Origin of the sequence: Brevundimonas mediterranea, assembly GCF_011064825.1 — a bacterium.
GTDB classification, from domain to species: Bacteria; Pseudomonadota; Alphaproteobacteria; order Caulobacterales; family Caulobacteraceae; genus Brevundimonas; species Brevundimonas mediterranea_A.
In genome coordinates, this window is sequence record NZ_CP048751.1 from 1,083,021 (window position 1) to 1,098,901 (window position 15,881).

Genomic DNA, 15,881 nt, shown 5'->3' on the forward strand with positions numbered 1-15,881 from the left:
TGAAGTCACTCCGCCGCCCGCGGCGGGGCGTTCTTCACATACTGGTCCATCCAGCGGGTCATCTCCCAAAGCGTGTGGCCCACCGATTCCCGCGCGCGGTATCCGTGGGCCTCGAGCGGCAGGGTGACGTAACGCGCCGTCGCCCCCAGCCCCTTCAGCGCCGCATAGAAGCGCTCGCTCTGGACCGGGAAGGTGCCCGAGTTGTCGTCCGCCTCGCCATGGATCAGCAGGATCGGCTCGTTCAGCTTGTTCGCGTAGGTGAAGGGCGACATCTCGGTATAGATCTCGGTCGCCTCCCAATAGTTGCGCTGCTCGGACTGGAAGCCGAACGGCGTCAGGGTGCGGTTATAGGCGCCCGACCGCGCGATGCCGGTGCGGAACAGGTCGCTGTGCGCCAGCAGGTTGGCGGTCATGAAGGCGCCGTAGCTGTGGCCCCCGACCGCGATCCGGTCGCGATCCGCCACCCCCATGCCGACCACCGCATCGACCGCGGCTTTCGCGTCGGCGACCAGTTGTTCGACATAGGTGTCGTTCGGCTCGGCCCCGTCCTTGCCGATGATGGGCATGGAGGGGTTGTCGAAGATCGCATAGCCCTGGGTCAGCAGGAACAGGTGGCTGGACCCGCCCGGCCGCACGAACCGGTTCTGCACGTCCACCGTCTGGCCCGCCACCGCCGCATCGGTGAACTCGGCCGGATAGGCCCACATCAGCATCGGCAGGGGCCCGTCGCGATCCTTGTCGTAACCGGCGGGCAGATACAGGGTCCCCGACAGCTTGACCCCGTCGGCCCGCTCATAGGTCACCAGCTGGCGCGTCGCCCCGGCCAGCTGCGGCGCCGGATCAGGGAACTGGGTCAGTTGCGTGGTCTGGCCCGTCGTCAGGTCGCGGATCTGCAGGTTCGGCGGGTCCAGCCGCGTCTCGCGCTGCGTCACCACCCGTTTGCCGTCCGCGTCCAGGAAGCCGACCACCGCCTCATAATCCGTGTCGGCCGAGGTCCACAGCCGCTCGCTGCGCCCCGTCGCCGGGTCCATGGCCGCCAGGAAGGGGAAGGCGCCCCGCGGCGTCGCCCCGGCCCCCGACATCAGGATGCGTCCCTGGGGATCGAACCGGATCACCGACCGGCCCGCCGCATTGGGCTGGGTCACCGGCTGGCCCGGATCGTCGTAGCGCGCCTGATAGTTCCGTTCCAGCAGCACCCGCCCCTCGCCGGGGTTCGACGGATCGACCACGAACCGCGTCTCGTGCCGGGTGTTGAACCAGCGGCTGTTGACCACGGCCAGGTCGTCCCTGCCCCACACGATCCCGCCGAACCGTTCCTTCAGGTCGATCAGCTTGACCGGCTCGGCCGTGAAGGGCGCGGCCTGCATGAAGACCCGGTCGCGGAACTCCACCTCGCGCTTGAGGTCGCCGCCGTCCAGGGCCTCGACCCAGGTCAGGGTCGCCGGCGCATCGGCCCGCCAGCCCACCGATCGCGGCCCCGGCGCCACGGCGTCAAACGCGGTGGGCACATCGTCCCGCAACGGCAGATCGGCGATGGTCCGCACCACACGCCCGTTCAGGTCCGTCACAACGATCTCGGTGGGGAACAGGTCGTCCGGCACCGCATAGGAGTAAGGCCGCTTGGCGATCTCGTGCAGGATGTATTTCCCGTCCGGTGATGCGGCGCTGTCCAGATAGACCGCCGGCGCCCCAATCGTCCGTGCACGGCCGTTCAGCGGAACCAGGGTCAGCTGCGAGGTGAAATAGTGATCGAACAGGGCCTCGTCGCCGGGGTTCGACAGCAGGTCCTGATAGGTCCGCACCGGCGCCACACGCCCGGCCGTCTCCTCGATGTTCGGCCCCGTCGGCGCCGTCGTCACATCGGGCGCCGGCCCCCGCCCGGCCGGAACCGCCTCGACCAGCAGGCCCGAGCTGTCGGGCAGCCATTCATAGCCCGTCCCGCCCGTCATATTGACCACCGGCTCGGTCAGTTTCCGCGCCCGCGCCGTCGCCACGTCCACGACCCACAGCTCCAGCCCCGTCGGCCGGTCCAGCACGAAGGCCAGGGATTTCGCATCGGGCGAGAAGCGCGGCGCCGTGAACCGCGCCTCGGCCGGCAGGGCCACGACCCGCGCCGGTCCCCCGTCCACCGCCTGTAGGCTCAGCCCGGTCAGCCAGGACACCCGGCTCTCGGCCATGCCGTTGTTGCGCGGATTGATCCGCGTCCCCGCCAGCCGCAGCATCGGCTCGGCCAGGGCCTTGATGCTGGGCAGGTTGGACCGGTCCAGCAGCACCAGGGTCTTGCGATCCGGGCTCAGCATCGGCGACGGCGTCGGCTTGGCGTCCAGGATGTCGGCGATCGGCGACGGCGGCTGCTGATAGACAGAAACCGCCGGAGCGGCCCCGTTCTGACCGGCGCCCTGGGCCAGCGCCCCGCTCGCTACGCCGGCCATCAACACCGCCGCCAGCGCAAGACCGGCCCCACGAACACGCATCATCATCCGAAATCCCCCACAAGTTACAAGCGTGAAACCTAACGACACCCGACGCGCGCCGCCAAGCCGTTTTGACGTTACACTGTCACAGTCGCTCTACTGGCCCGATGGACCGCTCAACGAAAACGGCGGCCCCGTCGGGGCCGCCGTCTCCACGTCCCGACCCGGTGGATCAGAACTTCATCGTCACCGTGGCGTTGTAGGTCTGGTAGTCCAGATCCTCGCGATCGACCATCGAGGCGGCCTTCAGCGTCACGCCGAACCGGTCGCCCTCGATGGCGACCGAACCGCCGATCTCGGCCCATTCGCTGTCATTGCTGGCGCCGGCGAAGACCCCGCCGAAGCCGTCGGCCGCGACGAAGGCGGCCTCGACATTGCGGTTGTCGCCCGCCAGCTCATGCACCCAGCGCACGTCCAGCGCCGGCTTGATGCTCCAGCGGCCGCGACTTGTCTCGCCGCCGACCCGCAGGCCGATATGGTGCTGCAGCGAATCGAACGACTGGTCGGCGACGCTCAGGGCCGCGACCCCGCCCGTCTCCTGATAGGCGTCCAGATCGACCGAATAGGCGTTCAGCCCGATGTTCGGCTGCAGCTTGAGCCCGCCGCGCGTCAGGTTGAAGCCCAGTTCGGCCCCGCCGCTGACCACCTTGCCGTCCGTCTCCCCGTCGGCGCGGAAGCTGGCGCCGCCGATGGCGAAGGCCCGTTCGGTGTCCAGATCCGCCGCGCCATAACCGACCTTGGCCCCCAGATAGGCGCCGTAAGCCAGGTCCACCGCCCCATAGAGGGTCGCCTGAACCTGACGGCTGTCGGCCGTGCTGATCCCCTCGGCGAAGTCGGACTCGCCCTCGGCATAGGCCAGGCTGGCCCCCACGGTCAGGGCGTCGATGGTCCGTTCCAGGCCGCCGACGACATACCAGGCGCTCTGGTCGTCGCTGCGGCTGTCCGCCAGGGTTCCGCGCAACTGGCCCGCCTCGCCCTCGATGGCGCCGGCGCCGAAATAGGCCGAAACTCCCTGTTTCCATCCGCCCCAGCGCGCCCGTTCCTGGGCCTGGCGGGTCGCCATGCCGGCCGCTGCGGCCGTCGCCGCCGGATCCAGCGACGCGACCTCCACGCCCGACCCGATCAGGGTCAGGCCTTCGCTCGCCCCGCCCGAGCGATCCCGCGCGATCCGTCCGTCCACCACGCCGCGCAGAGCCTCGGTCTGGGCCGACAGCAGGGTCACGCCGGAGTGGGCGGCGAAGGGCGACAGGCTCTCCAGCCCGGCCTCCAGGGCCTCGCCTTCCAGCAGGTCCGTCTGGGCGTAGATGTCGCCCAGGGCCGCATAGTCCGTGGCCCGCGCCGCATCCAGCATGCCGCCGACGGTGCGTTGGGCGCGCGAATTCGGATTGATGAAGTCCAGATAGGACGCGGCCTCGATCTCCACCTCCACGCTGGTCGTGGTGTAGTCCAGCACCGGGTACAGCACGCCCGAGATGTCGGTGACGGCGTCGAATTCGCCGTCGATGGCGCCCTGGGCCGTCAGCACCGTATAGGTCTGGCCGAACTTCGGCGCGCTGATGAAGTTGAGCCCCAGCAGCCCGCCCAGCGAGGCAATGCCGGCCGTGCCCTCGAAACTGTCGGCCAGAACCGTCAGACGGTCGGATTGATCACCACCGATGTCGATGAACAGGCGCGAGCCCGACGCCAGCACCAGATCGCTCAACAGGGTCAGCTCGCCGATCTCGCCCTGCCCGCCCGGGGCGATCGAGCCCATGGCCGAGGTCAGCACCGTGGAGTCGACTACGCCCGAACCGCTCAGAACCCCGCCCGCCAGCAGCATTTCAAAGGTCAGCAGCGCGCCGTCCACGTTCAGCTGGCCGGCCCAGACGCCGACGTCGTTCTGGGCGAACAACAGGCCGTCCGCGCCGATGTCCAGCACCGCGCCGCTGGTCCCGATGGTCAACCGGTCGATGACGGCGGGGGCGTTCAGCGTCGTCGTTCCCGCCGACATCAGGTTGACGTCGTAGAACAGCGGCTTCTCGCCGGCCAGCACATCGCCCTGGACGTTGAACGGCACGAAATTCGTCGAACCCGGTCCGCCCGGAACGATCTCGAACGGCAGGGTCGCGCCCGGCGCCGCGCCCACCGCCGAGGCTTCGTGCCGCACCGCCAGTCCGGAGGCGGTCTGACCGCGCGAACTGCCGGCCGCCCCGCCGGCCCCGCCCGCCCCGCCCGCGACGATCCCGCTCATATCGACGATCGTGCGGCCGCCGGTCACCTCGGCCTTGACCGGCTGAGCGCCGCCGCTCAAGCCGTCCTCGCGGTCATGGTTGTAGTCGGCCAGTTGTCCCGCATCGGCGCAATCGCCGAAGAAGCAGATGCTGCCCCATTCGCCGCCGCGCGAATCCACGCCCTCGGCCGGCGTGGCGGGCAGGCCCGTGACCAGATTGCCGTTGGCGTCGATGATCTTGTAGTTCGGATCCATCATCTGGACCCAGTGGGTCGGATCGAACCAGTCGCCGTTCCCGCCGGTCGTGGTGACGTATTTGTAGGGGTTGTTGGCGACGATCCAGTCGGTGAACAGATACAGGGGCTGATAGCCCGCCGTCGTGCCGTAGCTGGCCGCCCCCTGGCCGTTGAAATAGCGCGATCCCAGCGACAGGACGCCCACGACCACCGGCGTGTCGAAGGCCCGATCCAGGATCAGGGGACCGCCCGAGTCGCCCCCCGCCGTCATGCCTTCGTTCTCCAGCGCGACGTCGTCGCCGAAGATGTTGAAGTCGAAGGTCGCGGTCCCGGCCGGATCGTCGAAATCGACCATATAGAGGTTCTGACTCAGCCCGCCCTGGGCGCCGTCGCCGAACAGGAACAGGTTGATGTCGTCCAGCGACGTCAGGGCGCCGATCATGTTCTCGGCGGCCCGACGGCGGAAGTCGATCCCCTGAACCGAACCTAGGGACCCCGTCCCGCTGCGGCCGTATCCGCCGGTGATCACGTGCCGGTCCTCGTCGCCGGTCAGGGGCGAGAACAGCATGGCCCAGGTCGGCACGCCCTTGGCCGGCGAATCCAGCACGCCGATGGCGACATCGCCCTCATAGAAGCCGCCGCCCTGGGCGTCTTCCAGCGAGCGGGGGTCATAGAAGACCCGGCTCATATTGTAGTGCTGGTCGATATAGCTGGTGGCGTAGTCGCCGCTGGTGATCCAGTTCAGGATGCCGTCGAAGGCGTCGCCCTTGAACCCGATGCTGATCGGTCTGCCCTGGCCCTGGGATCCGTAGGCGACGTCGGGGAGGTCGTTGACGCAGTGGGCGGCGAACAGCACCGTGCGCGGATTGATCAGGCTGCCGGTGCAGACCCCCACCGAGCCGCCGCCGGTGTCGACGATGATGTTGCCGATGCCGTTGATCGCATCGGGGTCGGCCAGGACCGGCGGCGCGTTCGGGCTGAAGTTGTCATTGGGCACCTCCGCCGCCGCCGTTCCCGCCGCCGCGATCAGCCCGATCACCGACGCCGTCGCCAGCCAGCGACGACGACCCGTCCCGTTACGTTCAATCATGCCGTGCACTCCCCTCAAAATCCTGGGAGCCACCGTGCCGTATTATTTCCCGACTGCAATAGGCTTACGACCAGCCTGGACCAATTTGTGTCAAAAACGTTACACCCGGTACAGCACAGCTTGGGCGCGACGACGCTCCGGGCTTCACCGGGCCCTCGCGCGACACGCCCCTCTCAGACCGTCACCATCCCGAACGCCGGCTCGATCCCCCGCGTCGTCTCCAGCCGCAGGAAATAGACGCCCGGCCGAAGCAGCAGCGTCGCCCGCGCCTGTCCCGGCTCCAGCAAAAGATGATCGGCCGGGATCACCGCCCCTTCGCCCCTATGCAGGGCCTGCACCAGGGCCGGCCCCTCGAACGCCGGAACCGAAACTTCGACGGCCTTGCGCGCCGGATCCGCCGCCAGCCAGCCCGGACGCCCGGCGACCTTGGGCAGGCGCGGATGAAAGACGCTCAGATCGACCTTGCCGTCAAAAATCCTGTCGGCGAAGGCCCGTCCGGCGCGTGACACCGCGATCGGTCGCGTCGGTGCGAACCGCTCCAATACGGCGGCGACCTCCGCCGTATCCGCTTCAGGCCGGGTCGCGGGCCAGTGGCCCGACTGTTCGATGGTCAGGGGGTCGATCCCCGTCGCCGCCTTCAGCTGGCCGGCGAACCACAGCCCGCCCAGCCCCTCGATCTCCATGGCGTGACTATAGCCGCACAGGACGAAGATCCGCGCGTCGGGGCGCGGCTTCAGCACATTTTCGATCAGATTCCTGGCCTGGGCGACCTCCCGCGCGGTCGTGCGCGCGTCCATGTCGGCCTCGGCGGGCGGCTGCTGGTCCGGCCGCTGCTCATAGTCGGCGAACACATAGCCCAGGGCCGCCGCTTCCCGCACCGTCTCGGCATAGACGGGGTCGGCGATGTAATAGCCCAGCCCCTGATGAAAGGGCGCGCCGGTCCGATAGGAGTCGATCCTGCCGAAGGTCTCGGCCGCGAAGGTGTCGAAGCCCAGCGGACGCAAGGCGCGCATCACCCGCGCCGCAAAGCCGCGATGGCCCGAGACGTTGTGCGCCTCGTTCAGGATGACGATCTGCCTGTCCGCCGCCGTCCGAACAATAGCCTCCAGAGCGTCTTCGGCCTCGGCGTCGGCCAGATCGGGCATCGGCCGGTCGGGGGACCGCGTCCGCTCGTCAAACCCGACCGCAGTCGCCTCGTCTCCGACGAAGGCGGCGAACCAGGGCAGATAGAAGCGCGCATTCTCATCGCCGGCTTCGACCTGGGCCTTCAGTTCCAGATAGAGGGGCAGATAGCGGCCCTCGGCCTGATACTGATCGCTCGCCGTCAGGGCCTCCTGCGCGCCCGCTCGCCGTCCCGCCATGGCCGCCGCCGCCATCAGCGACAGACCCAGAAATCGCCTCGTCAGCATCACCGCCCCACACGCAACCTTCAGGTGCGATCCAGCGACACTATAGCGAGGCCGTCAACCCGCCAGCAGCGCCTCGACCTCATGCCGCTCCGGCGCCGACGGCTGGGCGCCGGGCCGCGTCGCCGCAAAGCCCCCCGCCGCGCAGGCGAAGCGCAGGGCCTGCGTCGGCTCCATGCCTTCCAGCAGGGCCACGGTGATGGCGGCGACGAAGGCGTCGCCGGCGCCGGTGGCGTCGACCGCCTCGACGGTCGGCGGGGTCGCCCAGGCCATTTCGACGCCGCGCTGATACATCGCCGCGCCCCTGGCGCCCTTGGTCACCACCACCCGGCCGCCGCCGCGGTGCAGGCCGTCGCCATAGAAGGCGGCCTCGGTCTCGTTGACGACGATCAGGTCCGCGCGGCGCAGCAGCATTTCCGACACCGGCTGGGCGGGGGCCAGATTGGCGCAGACGAAGCCTGTGGCCCGGCCCACCGCCGCCTCCACCGTCTCGACCGGCAGCTCCAGCTGGACGATCAGGGCGCCCTCGATCCGCTGCGGCAACTGCTCGGGCGTCACCAGATGATTGGCGCCGGCCGCCACCACGATCTGGTTCTCGCCCGTCGGATCGACGGCGATCAGCGCGACGCCGGTCGGCGCCGCCACATCCGTCTCGACCCCCGCCAGATCGACGCCCAGGTCCGACATCAGGGACAGGGCCTCGCCGGCCAGGGAGTCGTTGCCGACCCGGCCGATCAGGCTGACCTCGGCGCCCAGTTTCTCGGCGGCATAGGCCTGGTTGGCGCCCTTGCCGCCCGGATAGCGGGCCAGGCTGGCCCCCGTCACCGTCTCGCCCGGCGCCGGCAGCCGGGGCGCCGTCGCGACCAGGTCCAGGTTGATCGAGCCGACGACGGTGATCCGCATCATCTGGCCTTCAGCGTCTCGGTCAGCAGGTCGAACACCCCCTGTCCGTCCGCCGCCACCGCCCAGCGGTGCCGCGCCGTGGCGGGATCGACGCGGAACTCCACCGCCGTATGGCCGCGCGTCAGGTCCGAGCCCGTCTCGACCTCGATCCGGCAGGGCTTCAGGGTGAACAGCTCCGGCTTCATCAGCCAGGCGATGGGACAGGGGTCGTGCAGGGGCGGGGCGTCTGCTCCGGTCGCCTGCCGCTCGACCCGCTGCGAGAAGCGCAGCAGGGCGGCGACGGTGCGCGCCGGGTCGGTGCGGATCGTCTCGACGGCGCGGATCCGGGCCTCGGTCGCCCGCACCTGATGGGTGGCGTCCAGGCCGAAGGCGATCACCTCGCAGCCCGAGCCGAACACCACCGCCGCCGCGTCCGGGTCGGCCCAGATGTTGAACTCGGCCGAGGCGGTGATATTGCCGCCCTCGGACCGCGCCCCGCCCATGACCACGACCGGCCCCAGATGCTCGGCCAGCCGCCGTTCGCGCTTCATCGCCAGGGCCAGGTTGGTCATCGGCCCCAGGACGGCGACGGCGACCGATCCGGCCGGGCGTTTCATCACCAGGTCGACGATGGCGTTGGCGGCGGGTCCGTCGCCGATGATGCCGGTCGGCGCGAAGGGCTCCAGGTCGCCCAGCCCCTCGGGCCCGTGGAAGTCGCCCGCGCCCGCCGGCGGTCGTTTCAGCGGCCGTTCGGCGCCGCCGAACACCGGCACGTCTTCACGGCCGGCGATCTGGCGCACCATACGGGCGTTGCGCTGGGTCAGGTGGGCGGGGACGTTGCCGCCCACGGTGGTGACGGCCAGCAGCGTCGGCTCGGCCGCCGCAAAGGCCAGGAACAGCGCCACGGCGTCATCCACGCCGGGGTCGCAATCGATGATCAGGGATTGGATAGACACATCCCTCGTTTGACGCTCCGGACGCCGGCGGGCAAGTCCGTTTCACCGCTTATCCCACGCGAATCCGACGCCTTTTCCAGCCACGCTTGCGCCCGCTTGACGTCCGCCTCCCCCGGCGTCACCCTGAGCCTCGTTCTCCGGGGGGTCGCAATCGAGCGGCTGAGATTGGCGTAGCCGCCTGACCCGTCGAACCTGATCCGGGTCATGCCGGCGAAGGGATGGGAAACGCTTTTGGTCCTCAAGACAGGACCTCGCGCCCGACGTCGGCGGACCTCAACCGTTTGAGGCCGCCATGAATATCCAAGTCACCCCGCCCGCGCTTCCCGAAGAACCCAATGTGGATCTGGCGCTGAAAGACGCGCGCGAGCAGGTGATGCGAGAGACGGGCGCCATCCCCACCGGCGAACGCGCCGGCAGCCGCAAGGTCTATGTCGCCGGCGAGCTCTACCCCGACATCCGCGTCCCCTTCCGCGAGGTCGCCGTCCACCCGTCGGCCAACGAGCCGCCGGTCACCCTCTATGACAGCTCCGGCCCCTACACCGACCCGACCGTGACCATCGACATCAAGCGCGGCCTGCCGCACGTGAAGTCGTCGTGGCAGCTGGATCGCGGCGACATCGCCCCCGTCGCCAACCCGCGCGAGGTCAAGCCCGAGGACAACGGCCACGCCAGCGGCAAGAACCTGGCCCCCCGGTTCGACACCTCGAACCACCGCGTCTTCAAGGGCGTCGAGGGCCGCCCGGTGACGCAGTACGAATACGCCCAGGCCGGGATCATCACGCCCGAGATGGAATATGTCGCCATCCGCGAGAACCTGCGCAGGGAAGTGGCGAGTGGCGAGTGGCGCGTGGCGAGCGAAACCGCTCAGACCATCACCCTCGCCGACGGCTCGACCGTACCGCTTCCCGCATCGAACTCGCCACTCGCCACTCGCCACTCGCCACTCGAGCGCGACGGCGAATCCTTCGGCGCATCCATCCCCGACTTCGTCACCCCCGAGTTCGTGCGCTCCGAGATCGCCCGCGGCCGCGCCATCATCCCGCACAACATCAACCACCCCGAGGTCGAGCCGATGATCATCGGCCGCAACTTCCTGGTGAAGATCAACGCCAACATCGGCAACTCGGCGGTCCTGTCGTCGGTGGACGACGAGGTCGACAAACTGGTCTGGGCCACCCGCTGGGGCGCGGACAATGTCATGGACCTGTCGACCGGCCGCAACATCCACAACATCCGCGACTGGATCATCCGCAACAGTTCCGTCCCCATCGGCACCGTGCCCATCTATCAGGCGCTGGAGAAGGTGAACGGCGTCGCCGAGGACCTGACCTGGGAGGTGTTCCGCGACACCCTGATCGAACAGGCGGAACAGGGCGTGGACTATTTCACCATCCACGCCGGGGTGCGCCTGCCCTTCGTGCCGATGACGGCGAAACGCGTCACCGGCATCGTCAGCCGGGGCGGCTCCATCATGGCGAAGTGGTGCCTGGCCCACCACAAGGAGAGCTTCCTCTACGAGCATTTCGAGGACATCTGCGACATCATGCGGGCCTATGACGTCAGCTTCAGCCTGGGCGACGGTCTGCGCCCCGGCTCGATCGCCGACGCCAACGACGAGGCCCAGTTCGCCGAGCTGCGGACCCTGGGCGAACTGACCAAGATCGCCTGGGCCAAGGGCTGCCAGGTCATGATCGAAGGCCCCGGCCATGTGCCGATGCACAAGATCAAGGCCAACATGGATGAGCAGCTGAAACACTGCCACGAGGCGCCCTTCTATACGCTTGGCCCGCTGACCACCGACATCGCCCCCGGCTATGACCACATCACCAGCGCCATCGGGGCGGCCATGATCGGCTGGTTCGGCACGGCCATGCTCTGCTACGTCACGCCCAAGGAGCATCTGGGCCTGCCGGACCGTCAGGACGTCAAGGACGGCGTCATCACCTACAAGATCGCCGCCCACGCCGCCGACCTGGCCAAGGGCCACCCCGCCGCCCGGTTACATGACGACGCCCTGTCGCGCGCCCGGTTCGAGTTCCGCTGGGAGGACCAGTTCAACCTGGGCCTGGACCCCGAAACCGCCCGCAAATACCACGACGCCACCCTGCCCAAGGAAGCCCACAAGACCGCCCACTTCTGCTCCATGTGCGGCCCGAAATTCTGCAGCATGAAGATCAGCCAAGACATCCGCCGCGATGCGATGGCGCAGAATGATGCGGGGGCCTCGCTAGCGGAGGCGGAGGCCGGGATGGCGGAGATGAGCGCGAAGTTCCGCGCTGGGGGCGGGGTGGTTGACGTCACGGTGGCCTAATCGGCTAAGGTCGCATATGTGCACCGCACGTTTGGGAGCTAAGCACCGTGCCAATTATTGAGGGCTTCCGGGTCCAAAACTACCGTGCACTCCGCGACGTCACGTTGGGCAAGCTTTCAGGTCAGTCAGATCGGGAGCCGTTAACGCCGTTCACCGCAGTCATTGGCAAGAACGGCGCTGGGAAAAGCACTCTCTTCGACGCTTTCGGGTTCGTGGCTGATTGCTTGACCTTCGACGTAGAGACTGCGTGCGACATGAAGCAACGCGGTGGATTTGACCGCTTAAGATCGATGGGAACCTCGGAAGCGATCCGATTCGAAATCTATTATCGCGAGGCACCAAACGAGCGCCCAATAACCTATGAACTCGCAATCGCCGCAGATGCTTATGGACGGCCATTCGTTGAAAGCGAACTGCTAAAACAGCGTCGCAAAGGTCAGAAACACGGCCGCCCCTACCCATTCTTACGGCTATTTCACGGGAGAGGATTGGTATGGGCAGGGGAAGAAGCCGTAGAGCTTGAGGGTGAAGAAGACCGCGCCCAGGAATCCGTAGAGCTAACTGATCTTCGACAGCTCGGAATTGCCACCCTTGGAACGCTACGCGAGCATCCGCGAATCAAACGATTTCGTGATTTTTTGAAGGGTTGGTATCTTTCATATTTCTACCCTGACGCAGCTCGAAGCTTGCCATCTGCGGGCCCTCAAAAGCACCTAAATGAACACGGCGATAACATAGGAAACGTCGTCCAATTTATGGAGCGAGAGCACAAAACCCGCTTCAAGAACATACTTCAACGGATCGCTTCAAAGATTCCCGGCGTCACGACGATTGACACCCACGTCACTGAAGACAAACGCGTACTGCTAAGATTTAACGATGGTGCTTTCGACGATCCGTTTTTTGCTCAACAAATGTCGGACGGCACTCTTAAGGTATTCGCATACTTACTTTTGCTAGAAGATCCCGAGCCCCCTCCCTTTATATGCATAGAAGAGCCAGAGAATGGCCTCTATCACAAACTTCTAGAGACGCTAGCGGAAGAATTCCGAGCTCACGCTACCGGAAAAAGAAACGCGCCACAAATATTTGTTACCACACACCAACCCTATTTTGTTGATGCGCTGTCCCCAAAAGAAGTTTGGATTCTTGAAAAGGGAAAAAATGGCTTTTCTCAGGTCAGAAGAGCCTCCGATCTTAAACTAGTGACCAATTTGGTGGACGAGGGACTCCCATTGGGTGGACTTTGGTATAGTGACTATCTGGATGCTATCTAGATATGCACATCGAAATATTGACCGAAGATAGTTCAGGCGCGACTTTACTTGAAATACTGGTCCCCATGGCGCTTGGCGTACAAGGGGAAGGCCATACATGGCGGATCCACTCTTACAGGGGGGTTGGTCGGCTTCCGAAAGGGCTGACTGCTGCAGGAGATCCGAGCAAACGTATTTTGCTCGATCAGCTCCCGCGCATTCTTGGGGGATATGGAAAAACGCCGGGGATCGACGTCGTTATCGTTGTGGTCGACACAGATGTCCGCGACTGTAAACAAATGCTGGCTGAACTGACGGCGTCAGCCGCAGCTTCAGGTCGGCCCGATACAATCTTTCGGTTGGCAATCGAAGAAGTGGAATCGTGGTATCTAGGAGATAGAGCCGCTGTTTTGGAGGCGTATCCTCGCGCGCGTAAAGACGTGCTTGATCGGTACGAACAAGATTCAGTCTGCGGGACTTGGGAACTACTCGCAGATGCACTCCACCCTGGAGGTGCCACAGCGGTGAAGACAGCAGGCTGGCCGCTCCCGGGTCAGATCAAGCACGAATGGGCACAGGCTATTGGTCCAAAAATGGATTTGCACCGAAACTTATCGCCCAGTTTTAACAAGCTAGTCGAGGCGCTTTCAAAGTTAGCCGCAGCCTAGGCGCAGCCGTCATTACTGTTTCCATTTCGTGCTCCTCACCGGTGCAAAAGGCACCCGCAAGACCCCCCCCCTTAACCGCTTCCTGCGGCAGCGGGCGGAGGCGTTTCGGTTCGTGAACCCGGACGCGGCCTCCCTCTCCCGTCGGGAGAGGGACGCACAGTGAGATTTCCGCTATGCTGCGCCAATGTTCAGCATCCTCAACTATCCTGAACTGATCGAAAGAGCGCTCCAGAACGCCGCCGATGCTCCGGCCGCGCCCCGGAAGAAGCGGGCCTAACCCTCTCCTTTCGTCATCCTCCGGCAAGCCGCGTCTTCGCGGCGCAGACCGGGGGACCCAGCGGCCTGCGTGAGCAGGACCCTGTCGCGGATGCGGGCGTCTGACATCGCGCAGCGGACGCATTTCGCCTTCGGCGCCTCCCCTGGTCCAAGCTTCGCTTGGCCAGAGGATGACGAAGGGTCCCCCGGTTCCGCTGCGCGGCCCGGAGGATGACGAAAGGAAGGGAGGCGGCCGGGGGCGGCAAAAGCGGGATCACCCCTTTGCGCTCCTAATTCCGTCGCTCCACCCGTTGAATATATTGAGCTTTCCGGCCCCGCGCGCCAATCAACCCAGCACGGTTTCCCGCCGCCGTATAATCCCCCGGTCCCGTTCCGGGGCGGATCGGCCCGGGAGGGGCGTATGGATGGGATCGAGGGACGCCGGCCCTATGGGGACGAGGACGAGGGCGGGGGCTATGGCGAGAGCGACGGCGGGGGCGGCTATTTCGACCGGCGCCTGACCAACGAGGACTTCGTCGATCCGCCACGCCAGCCGTCCTGGGATAAGTCGTCCTGGGACGGGGCGTCGCCGGATGAGGCGTCGCACGACACGCGGCCGCTGTATGACGGGCGGCCCGGGCGCGATCCCTATGACCGGGGCGGCGGCTATCGCCGGGCCTCGGACGAGGCCTGGGCGGCGGCGCGCGACGACTATTTGGCCGGCGACACGGCCGAGACGGTCAGCGCCCGCTACGGCATGGGGGTCAGCACCTTCCGCCTGCGCGCCCGGGACAAGGGCTGGCGGCGCATGGACCAGGTCGATCCCCCCTATGATCCGCTGGACCCGGACGAGGCGGCGGCGGACGGCCCGGCCGACTATGGCCGGATGGCGGACCTGGCCCGGATGCGGCTGAACCGCGCGCTGGAGGCCGGCCGCGCCGTCGAGGCGGCGCGCTGGATGCGCCTGCACCTGGGGCTGACGGCCCTGGCCCGGGACGTGTCGCCGGCCCCGCCGCCTGCGCCCCCCACGCCGGAAGCGCCGCCGGAAGCGCCGCCGCCCGCCCCGAAGGAACCCGACCTCGCCGCGCGCGCCGAAGCCCTCGCCCAGCAGATCTGCGTCATCGCCCAGGAAGCCGCCGCCCTGAAGCCCGGCGACTACGCCGGCCGCGACGCCCTGATGGCCCGGATCGACGCGCTGGACGACCTGGAGCCGGCCGGGATTTCAGACGAATTAGACGATTCAGACGGTGTTTTTTCGCAGGGAGAGTCTGAAACCGGGCCGCCGTGACCGGGGCGGGTGAGGCGTGCGCGTGAGCGAAGGCGTGAGGGGTGAATCGTGACTGGCGAGGGGTGAGTAGCGAGCAAGGGGCGAGCGGGGCGATGCACCGGCGCAAGATCTGCGCTCACCAATCACCAATCACGACTCGCCAATCACCCTCCCCTCACACCTCCGACGCGATCTTCCTCAGCGCCTCTTCGAACACCTGGGCCGGCTGGCCGCCGCTGATCAGATATTTGCCCTCGACCACCACGGCGGGGACCGAGCTGATGCCGCGCGACCGCCACAGGTCCTCGGCCGCGCGCACGGCCTGGGCGTAGCGGCCCGAGGCCAGGACCTCGCCCGCCTCGGCCCGGTCCAGCCCGGCGGCCTCGGCGGCGGCGGTCAGGACGCCGGCGTCGGTCAGGTTGCGGTTCTCGGTGAAGTGGGCCGTGAACAGGGCCTGTTTCAGCGCCTTCTGCTTCTCGGGCGCCGTCTCGTGGGCCCAATGCAGCAGGCGGTGGGCGTCGAAGGTGTTCCAGATGCGGCTGTCGTCGGTCATGCGCATGTCGAAGCCGACCTCGGCGGCCCGCTCGCGGATCATGGCGCGGTTGGCGGCCGACTGCTCCGGGCTGGCGCCGTATTTGCGGCCGATGTGTTCGACGATGTTCTCGCCCTCGGGCGCGATCTGGGGGTTCAGTTCGAACGGCTGAAACGCAATATCGGCGCCGATCCCCTCGCCCTTGAGGGCGTCCAGCGCCGTCTCCAGCCCGCCCAGCCCGACCGCGCACCAGGGGCAGACCACGTCGGAAACGAAGTCGATCTTCAGGGTCTTCATCGGCACGGCTTGGGTCATGGCGAGGGCCTTCTGGAACAGGAT

General features: G+C 67.0%; 10 protein-coding genes and 1 riboswitch. Of the genes, 4 read left to right on the forward strand and 6 right to left on the reverse strand.

Annotation, left to right across the window (positions count from 1 at the left end; translation table 11 throughout):
- Positions 1 to 5: 5 nt before the first annotated feature.
- The 5 genes from GYM46_RS05375 to GYM46_RS05395 form a co-directional block, all read right to left on the reverse strand.
- Positions 6 to 2,480 (reverse strand): S9 family peptidase, encoded by a 2,475-nt coding sequence (locus tag GYM46_RS05375; protein WP_008260290.1) that lies wholly within the window; start codon positions 2,478 to 2,480, stop codon positions 6 to 8.
- A gap of 166 nt (positions 2,481 to 2,646) precedes the next feature.
- A complete protein-coding gene (locus GYM46_RS05380) occupies positions 2,647 to 6,009 on the reverse strand; it encodes an autotransporter domain-containing protein (protein ID WP_008261308.1) in 3,363 nt (1,120 codons plus the stop codon).
- Positions 6,010 to 6,182: 173 nt separating this feature from the next.
- Positions 6,183 to 7,418, reverse strand: coding sequence for a hypothetical protein (locus GYM46_RS05385; protein ID WP_008263681.1), 1,236 nt, complete (start codon positions 7,416 to 7,418; stop codon positions 6,183 to 6,185).
- A gap of 54 nt (positions 7,419 to 7,472) precedes the next feature.
- The gene (locus tag GYM46_RS05390) at positions 7,473 to 8,321 is read right to left on the reverse strand and encodes a ribokinase (RefSeq protein WP_008264322.1); all 849 of its coding nucleotides are present in this window, start codon (positions 8,319 to 8,321) and stop codon (positions 7,473 to 7,475) included.
- Positions 8,318 to 9,253: a nucleoside hydrolase gene (locus tag GYM46_RS05395; RefSeq protein WP_008260379.1), complete on the reverse strand. Its 936-nt coding sequence runs from the start codon at positions 9,251 to 9,253 to the stop codon at positions 8,318 to 8,320. Before GYM46_RS05395 ends, GYM46_RS05390 begins: the two co-directional genes overlap by 4 nt.
- A 128-nt stretch (positions 9,254 to 9,381) precedes the next feature.
- Positions 9,382 to 9,490: riboswitch (TPP riboswitch) on the forward strand.
- 55 nt (positions 9,491 to 9,545) lie between these two features.
- Between GYM46_RS05395 and thiC the strand changes: the two genes are divergently transcribed.
- From thiC to GYM46_RS05415, 4 genes are all read left to right on the forward strand, one after another.
- Complete coding sequence (gene thiC, locus GYM46_RS05400; RefSeq protein WP_164952615.1) at positions 9,546 to 11,564, forward strand: phosphomethylpyrimidine synthase ThiC; 2,019 nt, start codon at positions 9,546 to 9,548, stop codon at positions 11,562 to 11,564.
- Positions 11,565 to 11,611: 47 nt separating this feature from the next.
- A complete protein-coding gene (locus GYM46_RS05405) occupies positions 11,612 to 12,841 on the forward strand; it encodes an AAA family ATPase (protein WP_083793322.1) in 1,230 nt (409 codons plus the stop codon).
- A gap of 2 nt (positions 12,842 to 12,843) precedes the next feature.
- A complete protein-coding gene (locus GYM46_RS05410) occupies positions 12,844 to 13,488 on the forward strand; it encodes a hypothetical protein (RefSeq protein ID WP_083793321.1) in 645 nt (214 codons plus the stop codon).
- A 676-nt stretch (positions 13,489 to 14,164) separates the two neighbouring features.
- Positions 14,165 to 15,031: a hypothetical protein gene (locus GYM46_RS05415; RefSeq protein ID WP_008260534.1), complete on the forward strand. Its 867-nt coding sequence runs from the start codon at positions 14,165 to 14,167 to the stop codon at positions 15,029 to 15,031.
- Between the two features lie 154 nt (positions 15,032 to 15,185).
- Here the strand turns inward: GYM46_RS05415 and GYM46_RS05420 are convergent, their stop codons facing one another.
- On the reverse strand, positions 15,186 to 15,857 hold the full coding sequence (locus GYM46_RS05420; protein ID WP_198004262.1) for a DsbA family oxidoreductase: 672 nt from the start codon (positions 15,855 to 15,857) through the stop codon (positions 15,186 to 15,188).
- Positions 15,858 to 15,881: the final 24 nt, after the last annotated feature.

Bases quoted from the DNA above. Each gene is read 5' to 3' on its own strand.
- GYM46_RS05415 (WP_008260534.1), top strand. From the start codon at position 14,165: ATGGATGGGATCGAGGGACGCCGGCCCTATGGGGACGAGGACGAGGGC.
- GYM46_RS05385 (WP_008263681.1), bottom strand. From the start codon at position 7,418: ATGCTGACGAGGCGATTTCTGGGTCTGTCGCTGATGGCGGCGGCGGCC.
- thiC (WP_164952615.1), top strand. From the start codon at position 9,546: ATGAATATCCAAGTCACCCCGCCCGCGCTTCCCGAAGAACCCAATGTG.
- GYM46_RS05420 (WP_198004262.1), bottom strand. From the start codon at position 15,857: ATGACCCAAGCCGTGCCGATGAAGACCCTGAAGATCGACTTCGTTTCC.
- GYM46_RS05380 (WP_008261308.1), bottom strand. From the start codon at position 6,009: ATGATTGAACGTAACGGGACGGGTCGTCGTCGCTGGCTGGCGACGGCG.
- GYM46_RS05410 (WP_083793321.1), top strand. From the start codon at position 12,844: ATGCACATCGAAATATTGACCGAAGATAGTTCAGGCGCGACTTTACTT.
- GYM46_RS05390 (WP_008264322.1), bottom strand. From the start codon at position 8,321: ATGATGCGGATCACCGTCGTCGGCTCGATCAACCTGGACCTGGTCGCG.
- GYM46_RS05375 (WP_008260290.1), bottom strand. From the start codon at position 2,480: ATGATGATGCGTGTTCGTGGGGCCGGTCTTGCGCTGGCGGCGGTGTTG.